At 35.3% G+C, this 18,448-nt stretch carries 11 protein-coding genes; 2 read left to right on the forward strand and 9 right to left on the reverse strand.

The window, feature by feature from the left end:
• From BT127_RS05760 to BT127_RS05795, 8 genes are all read right to left on the reverse strand, one after another.
• Entirely contained in the window at positions 1–3,003 is a 3,003-nt protein-coding gene (locus BT127_RS05760) for a tetratricopeptide repeat protein (protein ID WP_075424078.1), read from the reverse strand.
• Positions 3,004–3,320: 317 nt separating this feature from the next.
• Positions 3,321–3,719 (reverse strand): hypothetical protein, encoded by a 399-nt coding sequence (locus BT127_RS16445; protein WP_075424079.1) that lies wholly within the window; start codon positions 3,717–3,719, stop codon positions 3,321–3,323.
• Entirely contained in the window at positions 3,716–4,027 is a 312-nt protein-coding gene (locus BT127_RS16450) for a helix-turn-helix domain-containing protein (RefSeq protein WP_075424080.1), read from the reverse strand. The genes BT127_RS16445 and BT127_RS16450 overlap by 4 nt, the downstream gene beginning before the upstream one ends.
• A 155-nt stretch (positions 4,028–4,182) precedes the next feature.
• A complete protein-coding gene (locus BT127_RS05775; protein ID WP_075424081.1) occupies positions 4,183–9,414 on the reverse strand; it encodes a DEAD/DEAH box helicase family protein in 5,232 nt (1,743 codons plus the stop codon).
• A 5-nt stretch (positions 9,415–9,419) separates the two neighbouring features.
• Entirely contained in the window at positions 9,420–10,424 is a 1,005-nt protein-coding gene (locus tag BT127_RS05780; protein WP_075424082.1) for a hypothetical protein, read from the reverse strand.
• A complete protein-coding gene (locus BT127_RS05785; protein WP_075424083.1) occupies positions 10,417–13,107 on the reverse strand; it encodes a hypothetical protein in 2,691 nt (896 codons plus the stop codon). The genes BT127_RS05780 and BT127_RS05785 overlap by 8 nt, the downstream gene beginning before the upstream one ends.
• 1 nt (position 13,108) lies before the next feature.
• Positions 13,109–14,608, reverse strand: a complete 1,500-nt coding sequence (locus BT127_RS05790) for a hypothetical protein (RefSeq protein WP_139275433.1) — start codon at positions 14,606–14,608, stop codon at positions 13,109–13,111.
• 186 nt (positions 14,609–14,794) lie between these two features.
• On the reverse strand, positions 14,795–15,274 hold the full coding sequence (locus BT127_RS05795; protein WP_075424085.1) for an SLOG family protein: 480 nt from the start codon (positions 15,272–15,274) through the stop codon (positions 14,795–14,797).
• A 144-nt stretch (positions 15,275–15,418) separates the two neighbouring features.
• Between BT127_RS05795 and BT127_RS05800 the strand changes: the two genes are divergently transcribed.
• Positions 15,419–15,661: a helix-turn-helix domain-containing protein gene (locus BT127_RS05800; RefSeq protein ID WP_075424086.1), complete on the forward strand. Its 243-nt coding sequence runs from the start codon at positions 15,419–15,421 to the stop codon at positions 15,659–15,661.
• Positions 15,662–15,756: 95 nt separating this feature from the next.
• Here BT127_RS05800 and BT127_RS05805 read toward each other — a convergent pair whose 3' ends face one another.
• The gene (locus tag BT127_RS05805; protein ID WP_139275435.1) at positions 15,757–17,067 is read right to left on the reverse strand and encodes an MATE family Na+-driven efflux transporter; all 1,311 of its coding nucleotides are present in this window, start codon (positions 17,065–17,067) and stop codon (positions 15,757–15,759) included.
• A 347-nt stretch (positions 17,068–17,414) separates the two neighbouring features.
• Here BT127_RS05805 and BT127_RS05810 point away from each other — a divergent pair, with 347 nt between their 5' ends.
• Positions 17,415–18,413 carry a serine hydrolase domain-containing protein gene (locus BT127_RS05810; protein WP_075424087.1) on the forward strand — a complete coding sequence of 333 codons (999 nt, stop codon included), beginning with the start codon at positions 17,415–17,417 and terminating at the stop codon, positions 18,411–18,413.
• The last annotated feature ends 35 nt before the right edge of the window (positions 18,414–18,448 follow it).

Raw genomic sequence — 18,448 nt, forward strand, 5'->3', positions numbered from 1 at the left:
TTATCTTTTTTGGTCTTTAGCTTTTTTCCAATCTTCATATGTTTTAAAGGTTGTTCCATCTACTGTACAATATTTTATTGATTTTTTATCGCCTTGATCTGCAGCTTTACGATACCATTTAAAAGCTTGCTCTTCATTTTTTTCAACGCCTAATTTACCATTAGCATAACAATTTCCTATTTGTATTTGTGCTTTTAGGTTACCGTTGTTAGCTGCCTTAAAAAACCAAAAAAAAGCCTGTTTTTCATTTTTTATTATATTCAATTTGCCCTTAGCGTAGCAATCACCTAATACCAATTGTGATTTTATGTGACCATTGTCAGCTGCTTTATGATACCATTCAAACGCAGCGGTTTTATCCTTAGAAATTCCGTATCCGTATTCATAACATCTTCCTAAATCATACTGCGCTTCTTTATACCCATTCTCAGCAGATAGTTTATACCATTTAAATGCTTTATTATAATCAAAAATAGATAATTTTGTCTCATACAGAAATCCGCAATTACGTTGTGCAACATTATCCCCTTTTTCACCAGCTCTTTCAAATAATTTGATTGCTTTTTTTATTTCTTTCTTCTCATAATAATAACAACCGATATCATTCAGTACCTTTACATCGCCACCAGAAGATGTTTTTGAAAAACAGACGTAAGCTTTTTCATAGTTTTTATCTACTCCCTTTCCATCATAATAGCACTGCATAAGATTTATATAACTTTTACATTTTAAGAATAAATCGAAGCCTCTTTTTGAATTAACAGCTGTTCCTCTTCCATAATAATAGCATTCTCCAAGTTCTTGTATTGCATCTTTACAACCATCTTCATAAGCTTTTTTTAGCCATTCATACGCTTTAAAATAATCATGTACCGCCATACCAATAGAGTAATAATAACATTTCCCAAGAGCTGCTTCAGCTTGTGGATAACCTTGTTCAGCAGATTTTTTATACCATTCATATGCTTTAACACTGTCTTTATTTCCAGCCAAAGCTGATTCAAGAAAACGACCGCATTTATATTGAGCTTTCGCATATCCTTGTATAGCAGATTTTTTATACCAAATAATTGCATTATTGACATCTTTTAAACAGCCTATTCCATTCTCGTAACAAACTCCAAGGTTAAATTGAGCATATTTATTCTCTTGAGAAGCTGATTTTAAAAAACAATCAAATGCTTCTTTTTCATTTTTTTCTGTTCCGCGCCCATTATAAAAGCAACATCCCAAATCATTCTGAGCAGATGAATCACCTTGCCCAGCGGCTCTTTGATAAAGTTTTATTGCTTTGAGATCATCTTTTTTAACATTCTTTTCTACATTAGACGAATCAAACGCATTAGCTAATTTTAGAAGAGTACTATTGTTTCCACCAATTGTTGTTTCTGCAAAACATAAGTAAGCCTTATCAATATCTATTTCAGTTCCATTTCCATTAGCATAACACTCCATAAGCATAACATTATCATTGGCTTTTTTGAATAAATCAAATGCCTTTTCGTAATCTGTTGAAGTGCCTTTGCCATAATAATAGCATTCTCCAAGTTCTTTTATCGAATCAATGCACCCATCTTCATAAGCTTTTTTTAGCCACTTATATGCTTCAAAATACCATACTCTCATACCTATGCCTTTATATAGACATTTTCCAAGAGCTGCTTCGGCCTTAGGATAACCTTGCTCAGCAGATTTTCTATACCATTCAAATGCTTTAGAATAATTTGCAGATTCAACTAACGCATTTTCAAGAAAATAACCACACTTATATTGAGCAGAAGCTAGTCCCTTTTGAGCAGATTTATTATACCACATAGACGCAGTAAAAAGATTTTTACTACAGCAAATTCCATTTTCAAAACAGTTTCCAAAGTGATATTGTCCGAATTCATTTCCTTTATAGGCTGATTCTGAAAACCACTTATACGCAGCCGCTTCGTCTTTATCTGTACCAATACCATTAAGATAGCAATAGCCTAAATTATTCTCCGCTAAAGAATGACCTTGTTCAGCTGCACTCTTATAGAGCTTAAATGCTTTGTTCCCATCTTTATTCACGGACTCAGCTTTTTTCCCTGATGTGGGATCGAATATCATTCCAAGCTCATTTTCCACATCAGGATCACCATCTTTAACAATATCATCACCATTAAAACGAATAAAACAAATTGGTAAATATTCAAAATATTCAAAAGCTTCATTATAACTTACATTTCGACCATAGCCATAGAAGCAGCACTCCATTAGTCTCGAGGGGTCATCGTTTTTTAAGAAAAGCTCGTATGCTTTATCTTTATCAACTTTGCAACCTAATCCATTATAATAGCATTCTGCAAGTTCATTTTCGATTCGAAAATCACTGTTTTCGTATGCAAGATAATAGTACTTAAAAGCCTCAGAATAGTTTTTATCAGTTCCATATCCATAATAATAGCAATCGCCTAAATAAACATATGCTTCTTTGTATTCTTGCTTTGCAGATCTAAGATAGAACTCAAACGCTTTTTTTAAGGGTTCCTTTTCATCTATTTCATATTCATTTTTTTCACCATTAGCAATTCTTCTATATATGTCTGCAACCTTATATTGATATTCGGCTGAATTACCTTCATCTGCTGCAATATAATAATATTTAAAAACAGAAGAGAGATTATTATTACTTCTTTCTTCATCAGCTCGTTTAATACATATGTCAGTTATTTCTTCATGAGTTAATCCATCAGCAGTACATGGTTCTATACCATGTATCTTTAACTGCTCTTCAAATTCTCTTTTCTTCTCTTCAGGCCCTTTAAAATCAAATATTAAAGGCAACTGATTTTCCTGAATATATTCACGTATTTGACGAATTAAGCCATTCCATTTGATTCTTCCATCTATTTTTTCAAACCATTCAGATATTGGTTTATTTTTGATAGCTGATATATTAAGATTATCCTTATAATCAATTATTACTCCATCCAGTTGATTCGAATATTTAACAACAATACCAATTCTTCGCATAAAACACACCTCGCATTTAATAGTAAATCAGCATTTTATATTATTGACATATTAATACACAAACCGACATTAATCAGCACATTATTTTCATTATAATTATACATCATATTGCACACATTATCAACCACAAAAGCAATAATTTAATCAATTATTAACAATTTGATAGCTGTGTATTTTAACACTTTTCGATACCACCAAGATCCATAACAAATAAAAAGCTCATCTGATACAACGTCAGAAGAGCTTTTTACTAGTTTATAGATATTTATATACAAACAACAATTCCAATACGACATTTGATACCAAATTCATAATTATTATAATCCCCTTGTAAACCTGAACTCCCATACTTTCATAAAGAGATTCTGCGCCCTTTTTCTGTCGCCATTATTAAATTGAAGCATAGTCTTGAATTCAGCCAGAAGATAAAACTCAAGTTCGTTGAGAGTCAGCTCTTTAGCTTCAGAAAAATACGGAACGTTTTTAATCTGTTTCTCGACTACGGGCAGTCCGTTTTCTCCTACATGCGCAACGTAATACGCAGCAGGCCAGTCTCTGATAAGAAGCATATAGTCTTTATACTTTGCTTCACATTCGATAGCATCAAATATTCTGAACCAGTTCTTGTTGATGGACATAGCAGCCAGAACAACGTGAAATATGGGACAAGTTCCTGATATATGCCTGAAAGTTATAGTTTTCTCCTGCTTGTTCACGATGAGCTGACCGTGACACTTCTGATCGCCCGCATACTCGTACTCGTCAGGATCATACGGTGCGACCTCGAAGTCGCTGACAATAATGTCTCTGCCTGTGATCTCGTTTTTATTATCTCGAATATGACCTCAAGAGATACAGGTGTAAGCATATTCGGAGCTTCGATGTTGCTCATATGTGTGCGGCTGATACCGATTTTCTCAGCAAGCTGTATCTGTGTAAGCCCCTTCATTTTTCTCTGAAGAGCTATATTAAGGCCTATGCGCTTATAGCGTTCTGCAAATTTGTTAACTGATTCCTGGCTCATGTTCATCACCTCGTATTATAAGTATATAATATTTATGGTTTGGCATAAACAAACTGTAATATTGCAAATTTGTGCATTCAAAACTTTTTTATAACTGTATAAAAAAATGACCGCCATTTGGCGGTCACATAATAGAATTATATTTAATTTTATAATCATTTGAGTGTTAATTTACGTAATGCATATGGTTTGGCAAACTTAATGTATGCATCACTAACGTATATTGTATCATCATCAATAGGCTCTTTTTTCATAGCAGGATATACTATAACCTTCTTTGAATAATGACTCTTTGAGATAGAAATGCCCTGATCTGTAATAATGACTTTTTGATTTGAGGACTCAAGTATGCCTGAAAGCTGACTTATATATTTAACTTGCAATGAATGGGAGATATTCTTTGGAAGATCTCCATATTTTCCCCAACGAAGCAATTCAAGGCCTGCAAATCGATCAAGTTGTCCATGAACAAAATGATTTCTATAATGTCTCAAGCATTTATGGCATGAACTATCACAATCGCAATTTGTAAGAATGTCCTCAGCTTTAGCAAGTAATAATTCGATTTGGTTAGCTACACTTGCCGAATAGCCGGCGCCGCTTGAAAGACTATCATAAAGGTATACATCAAAGAAAGCTCCTTGTGAATTATTACGGAATCTATATCCTGATACAAGTTCAGTAAATTCAATATCTAATTCTTGACTTGCAGCTAATCTAAGGGCTTCTGCTAATGATTGAGCTGCTCGATTAAGCCATATTCGGTTATCTGGATCGATATTAATTTTACTTGTATCCAATGCAATCTCAAGAACCATCATATCGGTAATGAAATCATATCCAAGGTTAACATGTTTTGCATTTTGGTGTTTACATTTGGGAAGATTACGATATGACTTATATGGCCTTTTTAGTTCATCAAGCACCTTTCTGCTGTCACCTGGCATGGCTGCACCACAGTCTTCACATACCATAAATCCCGCACCGCTTGGTCCACTGTTTAACATAATAATTCTTTGATTAGTTCTGGAAGCTATTCTTATATTTTCACATCCAGGAATTTCCTTAATATCATCAGATTCAGGTAAAGTTGAATAAAGTGGAGGTTGAGTATATGAATATTCTTCATCAAGCTGAGCATCATGTATCTTTTCAGCATTTTTAGGAGCAAATCCCCATGGTTTGAGCATCTGTGTAGTTAATGTAATATCTTTATTATCACAAAACGGACAAGCCTTCACCTTTTCATCTTCAAGTCCAAACCACCCACATTTTTGACATAATTGTACACCTTTTAAGTAGTTAGGATCGTCAAGAAAAGCTTTAGCTGGCGACAATGTATTTTTGCTTCCTGGAACAAATAGTCCTCCTAATTGATACGTTTTTTTATCTACAACTATCGCTCTTCCAGGTGCATACTCACTTATTGCAACATCAAGACCTCGTTCTACTTGATATTCAATTTTGTTATTGCTTCCAGTTATATAAGTACTCACTACATTTTTAGGGAAAGAATATGTAGGTATTATACCTTCCTCGTATAATGCATCTAAAAGGCTCTTTTCTTTCACAAGTTCAACAGAATCATCTGCACCGTACAATTCAGGATGTGATTCGAATTTTATTTTTAAGCTTGCAAGTTCTTCTTTAAGACTTCTCTTAAACTCGGTTTCATTTATATATGCGCCATCAGGTATAAGAGTGCTTTTGTTATTGACACAATAGTTATCAATATAATTCAAGCATATATCAAAGCATTTATCCATAAAAACACAAACAGGCAAGCTATCTAAGCTAACATCTATACTTGAAGTGAATTCCTGCATCAAGACCATATTCAAATGCCTGAATAGTATTTTTACACTTTTAATATCTATCCAAGGTTTCCTTGGATCTCCACGGAACATCGGCACAGGATCATTGAAGTAGATTGTATCATTAGGTCCATCTTCGCAAAAAGTGATTATTGTTGACAAACTTGCTCCTCGACGTCCTGCACGTCCAGCTCTTTGCTGATAGTTTTCTCTCATCGGAGGAATATTTCTTAATCCTACCGCAACAAGTGAACCGATATCAATACCTACTTCCATTGTTGTAGTACTTGATAGAATATCAACTGGTGTTTCATTATCTTGTATCAGATCTTGAAAACGTAATTCATATTTTTCTGTTTTTGACCATAAATCATCTCTTTGATCTTTGTGAGACAACTGAGCAGTGTGTTCTTCGGTATCTATAACCCTGATTTTCGCACCGTTCATAGCATCATAAACTGGATTTCTCCAGAAATCTAACGCTTTCAATTCCTCATCTGACATTTCATGAATCGTATTGCTACCACAACACGGACATACTCCTTTAAGTAAATAAGGAGTTAATTCTGAACATATTTCACATCTGAACCATTCGTGTTTCAAATCAAATCGAGGTCGTACTCTTGAAAGGTCAATATAGTAACGACCACTGCCAGTACTTGATATTGCAAGATAATTCTCGGTAATAATTCGTCTCCATAAAAGCATATCCTGATCATTATCTTTCCAGCACATTATTTTTTTGATGTTTTCAGAAAAGCTCCATTCTTTATCAAGACCATATTTCTCAAATTTTCTTCTGACATCGAGCCTAATATCATCAGAAATAATGTGCCCTAAAGCTGTTGCAGAATCACATACATCCATTATCCAAGCATTAAAGAAATTGATAAATTCATCTTCTGAGACTTTAATACCGTTTTCTTCCAAACTGTCTATAGAATCATAAAGTGCAGTTTGTGTGGGTTCTATCCAACTAATGCCTGAATCCATAAGGGTGTTATATCCACCGCAGAACAACCTGAGCAGGTATTTCTGCATTTGTATAGGAGCATTCGTTAAGTCATATCTTGGATTGTATTTTTGATGTCTCTTTAAGCACCTATTATATTTTTCTATTGCGGTTTTACAGTGTTCAGCAAAATTATCACTATCATCGCCGTTGAATATGTGAACATTATTCATTCCAGCTTCAAGGCAGAAATAGTCATAAAGGCTATTCAAAGATATATCTTCTGAATCTGTGTCTTCCATTTTATCAATTGCCAATGAGAATAATTGACGAGCAGCTTCAATATCAGAAATATCAGACATATCCCTTGCAAGTTTAGCAGCTCTCTGGCGGCTATCAGAGAACAGAAGCACTTTTCTACCTTCGTTAGGGATTCTATCCGGATCGTTATCCTTTCCAGCTACGGGAGCTTGAACCAGAAACTGTGCTTTTATAAGATTATAGAATGATTGATTACCGCGAGTGCTGAACGATGTAAGCTGCATCTGAGATAATAAATGATGACAATGAGGGCATGAAGGGAAAGTAATTATTTGTGGTCTGCCTGGAGCTGTATAATGACAATAAAACAGCTTGCGCATATTTGGATCGCCAGACTTGGAATCATCTTTAAAGTATAAAAATCCGCTCTTAATATCAAGATAGCAAATCTCCATAGGGTATTTTCCACGTTTCTGATATGTAAAATCTTCAGGTGGGATATACAAATGTATCTCCTTAAGATTTTTATCCAGCAATTGACCGGAATAATGCCATAAATAAGCAAAACCAGATACTCCTATTTCGTCATCAAGTATATAGCCCTTATAGAATAATGATCCGCATCTACGATCATTATATAGCTCATAAACAACGCTTCCGCATTCAGGACAAGTCATATGTCCGTCATTCAAAAAAATCTCTCCTAATGTTAGAGATTTATGTGAATGAGAATGACAACAAAGTGAGTTTGCACAGGCATATACACCTTTGATTCCACGAAATAACATATGCATACGCGCAGGGAACAAAACCATATCGTTTTTTCTTGCTAATGGTGCTATAGCAAGAAGTACACTTACAGCATTAAGGGCTTCATCTTTATCTAAACTTGGAAATATACCTTTAGAAAGTTCACCCAAAGAGACAGCATTTCCTCTGCAAAGTCGAATCAATTCGTAGAATGGACGATAGTGAATTATATTATCATACATCCAAATGCAAGCTTCTTCGACAGTTGTAAATTGTTTCGGAACTCCTTCAACTCCATTCCAGAAATAATTCAAAGCCTCTAAGCGAGCATTTTCATTCTCTTCTATGTCTGAAATTGATGCTTTACTAAACTTGTGAACAGGGATATCATACTTCTGCATACCATCTAATTTTTCGCGTTCTCCACGTAAAAAAACAAATTCAGCATTATTATCGGAAGCAGTAAGCTCTCTGGCAAATGTCATAACAGCTTTTTTCTCATCCTCAGTTCCATAGGGCATACTTGCTGTTGTGAGTATGAATTGTACTCTGTCTCTGCCGATTCCAAGCTTATGAAACATTCTTCTGATTAATAACGCAACTTCACCACCAGAAGAACCACGATACATATGTGCTTCATCAATTACAAATAAGAGCTTATTGTTCTTATCTTCATTGAGCCAGTTTTTTGTTGAATCCCAGATTTTTCTTTCGCGAGGTCGTAATAGCATATACTCAAGCATTGAGTAGTTTGTAATAAGAATATCTGGACAGATTTCCTGCATTTCAAAGCGCGTAATCAATTCCGCATCCTCAGGATCAGGAATATGCAATCCTTTTTTTATTCCATTTAGATATGTTTCCATATCTGCTTTCGCAGGAATCTTTCCTTCTTTATTAAGCTTCTCAAGATAATCTTTATCGTTATCAGTTCTAGGGAATGCCATTCGAGATAAAGTTTGTACAAGCTGTTTGTCTTCAGAAGCTTTAGGTTCAGTTCCAGGATATGGAGTACGACCAGTATACATACCAAATTGCGGTCTACGAACTTCGGCTCCACATATATCACGAAATATGCTTACAAACTTATTATCTTTATCACCAATAAGCCTTCTTAATCGACTAACCTGATCAGAAACAAGCGCATTCATAGGGTACATGATAACTGTTCTAATACCGCGTGTTCCCCATGTTCCGGAAGGACTTTTCGCTTCATCAGCCAGCTTTGCTAATAAAGGCCACATAAAACACTCTGTTTTACCTGAACCTGTTCCTGTTGAAACAAAAAGGTCTTTTCCGGCAAATGCTGCTTTAAGTGCATCAATCTGATGAACAAAAGGAGCTGAATACACTCCTAATCCTGCCGCAGATAATTGTCCCATAAATTGTTTAAGCCAATCCGGAAGATCAGTCTTCTTTATTCCATCAGGACAACTTTTATAGGCTGGCGATGATTCTATATAAGGTCTTTGATATAATAAAGATTCATCATCAAGATGCGAACTTATTGCCGACAATAGAATCGGAGATTTTCCGAAATACTGAGATTTTATATAGTTTTCAAGCTCTGATCTGAGCTGTTTATGAACTGAATTAGCACCATTCGACATAATTATTATCCCTCTTTAAAACTAAATCCGGTCTGTTTTAATAATCCTATGATTGCTTGTAATACGTCCGTATCAATTACTCTTGAAAAACTACTCTTAACATTTAAGAAAGTCTTTGGCCAGCTATATAGCATTATCATATTCTGCTCGGCTGGAGGAAGAAGATATCCCATTTGCAAATATGAAATAGCACCGTCAATTTGGTATTTAATATCAGGCAACTCTTTTTTTGAGGCTAAAAGTCCATTTGAAAGATATAAGTAATTCATGTTCTCAGTTAGCCAATACGGAATCTGACTCGCCTCAACTTCATTATTGTTATGCTTATAAAAGTAATAGATTTTTGTTCCAGGAGTAGAAGTTCTCATTAACGATATTCCAGTATTAATATCAGGCTTATCACTCCAATAACTATGCCTCAAGGAAGGTTTTGTGTTTAAGAACTCAAATCTATTATCTGTTTCCAAAACATTAAATACCGCCTGTTCAGAGTAGTGTTTCCAATAATCAATAATCGGATGTGGCATAAGGCCAAACATTTTACTGACAGTAAGCGTATTATTTACTGCATTTTTTCTCGCAAATGTACCAATACCACTGATTGACACTTTTTCCGATAAAGATGTTCCGCGATGGAATTCTATTCCATTAATGAAAGCTTGTCTATTTGCAGGTGGTGAAATCCTTTTTAGAGAATGATAGACATTTCCAGTAGCTAAAAATGTATTATAGATATAATCACTGACTTCATCAAAATGTTCAGGATATAAGCTTGCGACTTCAGAATACATTTTCAAGTAGCTGGTTAATGTCATTTCAATCCGTCGCTTGAAATGCTCTATTGTTACAGGAACATTATCCTCAAGCTTATCCCATAGCGAAGAATAGCCTATCCTTGATACTGCACTATATATCAATCTTGATTTATAATTCTCCTCTGTCTCTGTATCACCTTTTCGAATATTCAAATCAGTTGCAATACGTGATAAAAGGCAGTTGTACTTATTCATCATATTCTCCTAAATAATTTTCAACAAGTTTAATATACTCAGGCGCAGCTTTTGATAGTACGTTCTTCTGATTATGAATTGCCTCTAAAAGCAATTCTTCTTTTCCAGTAATATAGGCACAAGGAAGTAGAACATAGACAAGATCAGTTCCTTCACTTATTTCGTATATTGAAGCAGCCTGAGATATAACTGAGCACATCTTTTTTACAGCCAATGATGATATTCTCATTTTTGATAGTAGTTGACTGTTAATTCTATTGCTTCCATTTTTGCCCAAAGTAGGCATATAATCTTTGGAAGGTATAGAACCAACAAATGCGTTTGTCGGCTCTGAATCAACAAATAATTCCGTAAAAATAGGAAGTACATAGTTCAGCAAGCCTTTAGGTTCAATTGATAAATCCTCTATAAATGGCGTAACAAGAATAAAGAACTTATCTTGCATATTAATTAGCTCCATAATTGAGTATACCCACTCGCTGCTAAATGGATTTTCAATGATGATTACTTTATCATCACTGTCCATAACCTCTGTTAGTGCATTTCTTTCGTAGCTATTGGAACAGTTAAGAACACCAGCAAGTCTAGCGTTTATTGCTGCTGAGAAAGCATTGGCAATGCTTTTACCGCATGGACCGGCTAACAGTACAGGAGTATGTGTTAAATATGCTGAGTACAGATATGCTGCAAGACTATCTCTGAATTTGCTTGATACGCCAGCATTCTGCAATTCTTCTGAAATAAGAGCATGCAAAGAATTCATATCATCATATTCTTCAATACCTTCTGAACCGAGATGGCTGCCAGAAGAATAATATGATTTAGGAAGGATAGAAGCCTTAGAATTAATAGGCGCAACAAATGCCATCTGACTTATAAATTCAGCCGCATTTTTCCTAGCATCATCTATTTTTTTCTTTATCTGTTCTTCAACATCTGATGCAAGCTTTTTGTTATCGGCAATTTCATCGGAAATAGTTCTAAGCTCAGATGAGAGCTGATCATGTTCCTTTTTTACACTATCATATTCATTCTTTTTATCAGAGATATCCTTTTCAAGCGTCAATAACTTTTCATTTGCAGCGGCTATTCTCTCTTCGTTTTCAGCTTCCCAATCATGATAGATCAGTTCTTTGCACTTTTCGATTAATTCGGGATGTTTAGGAATTATATTGGCAATGATGTCATTTTCTACATTATCATTATTTATGTATGTCTCTGCATTTTCGATAAGTAAAGTAACATACTGTTTAGCTTCAGATTCTGAACATTTGCATGCATCGCATATTTCCTTATATAAATCATCCTGAGGAAGTTCCGTAATATAATCTCTGCATATCTTCCAAGTGTTCTTAGAAACGCCCTTCTGCTTTATTACATTCCATGATGCACGTTTTAGCACTATATCTGTTACTATTTTTATAGGATCATAAAGCTTTATGGTTTTAGGAATTCCCTTGAGTTTAAGATATTTATAAAACATCTTTCCATCTAATTCAATGGTATCATCTTCATTAAATGAGTATTCATCGATAGAATAGCATTCATTCTTTAGCTTCAATATACCATTTTCAATGACGCTATTCTTCGTTGAACATAATACTCCCTTGTATCCATTCTCGCTATTTTTCATTGCGAACAAAAAATTTGTTGAAGATGCTGCTATCTTGATACCATTCTTTATACTATTAATGATATCGACAGTATTATGTATTCCCTGTATTTCGATAATTTGAATTGCTAATATATCGTAACTGAAAGAAGTTACAATATAATCTGTCGAAGGATCATTCCAGTTTTCCGTAGCATTCCAAGCCCAAATACCTATTGTTCCTGAAGATACAGGTCCATTTTTGTGATAAAGCTTATTACGATTTCCAAATAATCTCGGCTTAAACTCGTCACATTCAAAAGGTATAATTCTGTTCTTTTCAATATCAGCCAAGCGTTTCAACCATACTTTTCCATTGTAATCGGTAAATACTTCACATAATGAATGATATGTATACCCATCATCTATATCTTCTTCCGGTATTTGTTCAGCGGCTTTTAACGTGTTTAGTTCTGATTGAAGAGAAAGAATAGCGGTGTTTGCTTCATCAAGCTGTTTACTTATATCAGTAACTTTTTGATCAGTTTCCTTTTGAAGATGTTTCATTCTCTCATTGCCCGATTCAATCAATGTCTCTTTTTCTTCCAGCTGCTTTGTGAGTTTTTCAATCTGATCTGATAAATCGTTATCATCTTTTTCACTTGAAAGGTCTTTTACCAGTTTAGGTGATTTTACAATTAACGAAACTAGCTTTAAATAATCATCATTAATCGTTTTCTCTTTCAATTTATAATATATAGGTACATTATCTTTGAAAAGGCTTTCAGCTAAAACTATAATAATCGCCTTATTCTTGTCTGTTATATCTTTTTCTTTTTTTGAAACTCTTTCATCAATTTGACGAACAATATCTTCGGTATTACTCTGGAAAAATCCATAGATAAAATCTTCCGAAAGATTATTATGAACAAGAGTTCTTATCTGATCGGCTGATAATGACTTTGCTCTAAGAGGTGTTATCCTTTGAAGGCCGCGAGGATTCTTCTGAAATTGTTTCCGAATGTTTTCAATTCCAATTGTATTAATCAAAAAATCGATTTCATCTTTGTTTAATTTAATAATTGAAAGCATATCATTTCCCCCTTATAAGCTTATATGCCCTTTCAGAAATACAGCCGTTTCTAATCTGTGAATATATCCATTTTTGTACAAGAGGATATCCATTATATTTCTTCACTACAACTCCAAATAAATGTGAAATCGGAATCATTTTACCACCAGCGCTTTGTAACTGCTGCAATAATTCTTCTTCATTATCAGAAACAAGTTTCTTCTGTCTCACATATGAAACCGCCCAAACACATTCAAGACCTTGATAAATATTTATAGTTATACCGAATTGGATCCGGTCTATTTCCGAAATAACATTTGCATTTATTCTGCGTTTTTCTATTATCCAGCCATCTTTTACTATTTCAATATAGCCATCAAATTGAGGCGTAATTTGCAAGATGCCCTTCTCAGGAAGTCTGTTATTCTCGCCAGCAATCACTTCAATGCCTTTTATATCAGTTATTCTGACGATTGAAGGTTCAATACATGTATCAAGATTATCTTTCCACAAGTATGTATAGCGCAGCACTTTTGTTCTTCCAGCAGATAATAATTGTTGCCTTGCATTGCATTCTACAGTAACAGCCACCCCATTATCATTGTCACAATATTTACAGCAGAGGATATTTCCAGTTGGGTATATCTTCGGTATTATAGAATCTCCTTGAATATATAAATTGATCTTGTCTGCTTTATGTTTAATAACATATGGAGAGAGAATATATTCAGGCCATAAAAAAGTCAATGAAGCCTGCTTCTCAGTTAACAAATAACCGTAATTAAAAAAGAAATCAGCATTGGATCTATTAAACACTTTTGCTCTAATCTTATAGATATACCAACCGTTCATAATGCATATTTGATTAGCTATAATACCTGACGACACATAGAGCTTTTTTGTTGTAAGAAAATAATAGTCATGGTTTACTACAACATCCGCATCATCAGGTAACTTCTTCCTTGTATAATAATCAAATAACGCACCGATCTTTTTTATACCATCAACAATAGGTGGCAAGGAAAGAGAACTCTCCAAAACAGCTATAGTGTATTTTTCGGCAGGAACAGATCCTAATTGTAAATATGTCAGAGTATCATAACTCAATCGAGAAATATCATATTTGAATTCACTAGTTGAAAGATTGCCATTTTTAATAATGATACTACCTCTGTTATTCTTGATATCAGGTGGAAGAATGAATCCTATTTCCAGGGTATATGACTGACTATTATAGATTTTTATTCTCATCGGCGGAATAAAAGTATGCAATTCAAAATTTTGTATAGGAGAAGATAAGGCGCGATCATCGCATTCTTTATCTATATCGCCACGACTGTGCTTAAAACAGCGGGCATAGATTCCTGGAGCAGTGAGCGTAACATATTTTTTACAGAGTCTGCACATAAAAATTCCGCTATTTGCCGAGACTTTATCATCAGGAAATATCCTTATAGCTTCATCTCTGGTTACACTTTTCCAGCCTTTGTCAGTCCACATCACAACATTTGTTAATGCCATATTTTCACCACCATTGTTTATGGAATATAAACAATTATCTTTAAATATTATACCACAATTATGGACAAATGTCAATACAAATTACTCCTGATAACTTCAAATAATTGTAAATGAATTATTAATATTAATAAGATAATTTGTTTTTATTACTGATTAACCATCATTATGAAAGATCGAATTTCAGTTTCAGAAAATAATGAGCAATTTGTTAATCACTATACCTTGATTTTTCGCATACGAAACTGAATAACACTCTTGTTCAGTACCAACCACAAGCAATAGATCTGATTCATCGATCATATGCTTGTCTGCAAGCTCATAGCAGTCATCAGTGTAATGATGTGAAATGATCTCAACATTATCCGATTCGGCGTGAAGTCTGAAAAAGCGATTACGATGCTCTTCTACCCAGTCCGTAGATTGTTCCTCATATGGCATAGCGATGTTCAGCTCAATACCGTTGTACATTGCCAATGCTGTTATTATCTCTCCGCACCACAGCGGAACTCCATACTCACAGTTTATCCAGAACCTGTCATATCCCTTGCAGTAAAGCTCGCATATTTTCTCGAGGAGCTTTGCTTTTATCTCGGGATATGGAGGTTCATTTTCATTTTTACAGACAAGCTTCAATTCCTCACCAGTTGATATGATCGTACAAGTCATAAAAATCACTCTTTCATTATATTTTGGAATATATCGTATATTATAACATATCTCGACCAAATTTGCGATATATCCCATACATTTGATTTCAATGTTTGGTAATATTAGATATACGATATATCGCAAATTTTGGAGTGATTTGTTATGAATGCTAAAGAAGCTGTTGCTAAAAGAATAATAGAACTGTGTGAAGAACGTGGTATCGCAATAAACGCACTTGCAAACATTTCAGGTGTTTCGCCTTCAACCATATATAGTATGCTCAATAAAAAAAGCCAGAATCCTGGCGTAGTATCCATAAAGAAAATCTGCGATGGACTTGATATTTCCCTAAGGTACTTCTTTGATTCTGACTTATTTGATGATCTCGAACAAGAAATAAAGTAATGCATCCTGTAATCGAAGCTAATTGATGATCATAAGAAGTATTAAACTATATAAACAAAGTGCCGCCTCAAAAAGGCGGCACTGTTCATTTCAGATCAAACTCTTATTTTCTCTTTTTTAAGAAAATGACGATACGCAAGATAAGATACCACTGTATCAAAGGCATTTCCACAGCCGAACATCAGGGCAATGCCAATGAGCGTAGGCTTCCATGCTCCGCAGAGGTAAAGTATGAAGAAAGCTCCATAATAAACGCTGTTTGTCACTACAGACTCAAAAAGCATATAGTTTGTCTTTCCTCTGCCGTAGAAGGTCGCATCGAAAACGTTCTGGAATGCGTACATAACATAGAAAGCGAACAATACCATTACAAGCCTGAACAGTTTATCTACGTCGCTGTATCCGAGAATATGCTGCATAAAAGGCTTATACAGCGGAATTGTAATCTCCCACATCAGGCATGTCACAGCCGTTATCGTAAAATAGCCGAGGGTATTATTCTTTACAGCATTCTTATCCTTAGCCGTATCCTGTTTTATGAGTTCTCCAAGCTGAGTTACAGGTAGCAGCATCCAGCCCCAGATAAAGTTATTTGCTACCCAGTATGTACCTTGTTCTCCGACCATGTTGACCATACGTGAGACCATAAGCATATACGCGATATTCCTGACAAAGGATTCAAGTCCTGAGATACCGCCTATTCTGAAGAAATCCTTCATCCACGCAAAGGACAGCTTTTCCTTCTCGAACAACGGATAACCGCATCTGCATATGAGAAATGCCGAAATCAGGAACAGTATCAGGTTGGATATGATATTGGATATTCCTATGCCATTGACTCCGCAATTCAGCGATACAGGTAGTGTTGAGACAAGTAATGTATCAAGGAGCAGGCTGAGAATCAACTTAGCAGCGGTTATTGCGTAAACCAGCCTATCCTTTCCTATGGTAATAATAGCTACGCATATGAAGCTATGCAGTATGCCAAAGATATTTGCAACACACTCTATCCTGATATAGCTTGCGGACTCCGATAATATATCAGGTGATACCGCCATGAATCTCAGCAGCGGATTGACAAATATCATCACAAGAACGGAGCAAACCGTATATATTTCAAGCGATACAAGCAGTCCGCTTCGTATCCTGTTGGAGTACTCCTTTTTATCCGAAACAGCCTGCCCCATAAAAAAGTACAGCGGCAGGACTATTGCCTCGTTTATGACCTCATATAGCAGGTTTACCCACGAAAGCTGTCCTGCTATTGAGTAGGACCAATCTCCGGGAAGCTGTCCGAGGAAAAAGGTTCGCAGCGTTGTGTACAGCGTCGGGCAAAGTCCCATGACTAATAGCGCCAGAAACAATCTTCCGTTTATATTCTTAATTGATCTCTTTATTCTGTCCATTATTCAGTTCCCTTATGCAAAACTTTTTCTTCATTATATCATGAGAATATGTATTTTTCAATCACTTATTTGCTCACAGTTGTTCAGATTAGAATTACTTCTCATGTCAATTACTGCATTAATTTAGAATCTATTCATGTAATAATCCGTGAATATTATAAAAATATCAGCAGATATATACATGAATAATTCTTGTACAAGCATTTATCCTCCATATGATGATTCATGTATTAGGTTCATACTCCTTTAGAAAAAAGTATTGACAATTAAAAATGATATTGCTACAATAAAGATACTGTATGAAACTTCGATCGAATATACAGACTCTATCAATACGGAGGTATATTATGACAAAAGACGAACTTCATAGATATATTGAGGAAAGCAAGGGCAATGAGAGCAACATCTGCCAGATTTGCGCTTACAAAGACGGGCAGATGGTATACAGTGACACATGGCATGATTACAAGAAAAACGACTGCGTACACATAATGTCCGCAACAAAAAGCGTTATGTCGCTGCTTATAGGTATTGCCATAGATAAGGGACAGATAGGCAGTGTTGACGATAAAGTTATTGATTATTTTCCTGATTATAAAGTCAAACGTGGCGAAAAGACCATATACGATGTTACTATCAAGCATCTGCTGACAATGAGAGCGCCTTATAAAGGCAAGGGCGATCCGTGGTCAAAGGTGTGTTCAAGTGATAACTGGACATACGCTTCTCTTGACTTTCTTGGCGGAAGGAACGAGCTGACAGACGAGTTCAACTATAAGACGGTGTGTCTGCATATTCTGACGGGAATATTATACAAGGCAACCAATATGAAGACTGTGGATTACGCAAACAAATATCTTTTTGAGCCGCTCGGTATCACGACGCACACAAACTATTATGCTGAAACAGCCGAAGAACATAAGCAGTTTACGATAGAGAAAACTCCTAAAGGAAACGTCTGGTTCAGCGATACCGACGGTCTTGGAACTCCGGGATATGGACTTTGTATGTCGGCGGAGGATATGGCTAAGATAGGTCTGCTATGCCTGAATAAAGGCGTTTACAACGGGAAGCGAATAATCTCAGCAAACTGGATTGAAGAAATGACACATCCCAGAGCTATTGAAAGCCAGAATTGGCAGGGCATGGAATATGGCTATCTGTGGTGGATATTGGACCGTGAAAAGAAAATATACGCAGCTCTCGGAAACAGCGGAAACGTAATTTATATCAATCCCGAAAAGAATATCGTTATTGCGGTAGCATCCTATTTCAAGTCTACTGTAATGGACAGAGCTGATTTCATAAGAAAATACATCGAACCATTTGTATGCGAGTTGACTTAAGACAATAACTGTATAAACGAAGTGCCGCCATTAAT

This window comes from Ruminococcus sp. XPD3002, assembly GCA_900119535.1.
GTDB lineage: Bacteria > Bacillota > Clostridia > Oscillospirales > Ruminococcaceae > Ruminococcus > Ruminococcus flavefaciens_H.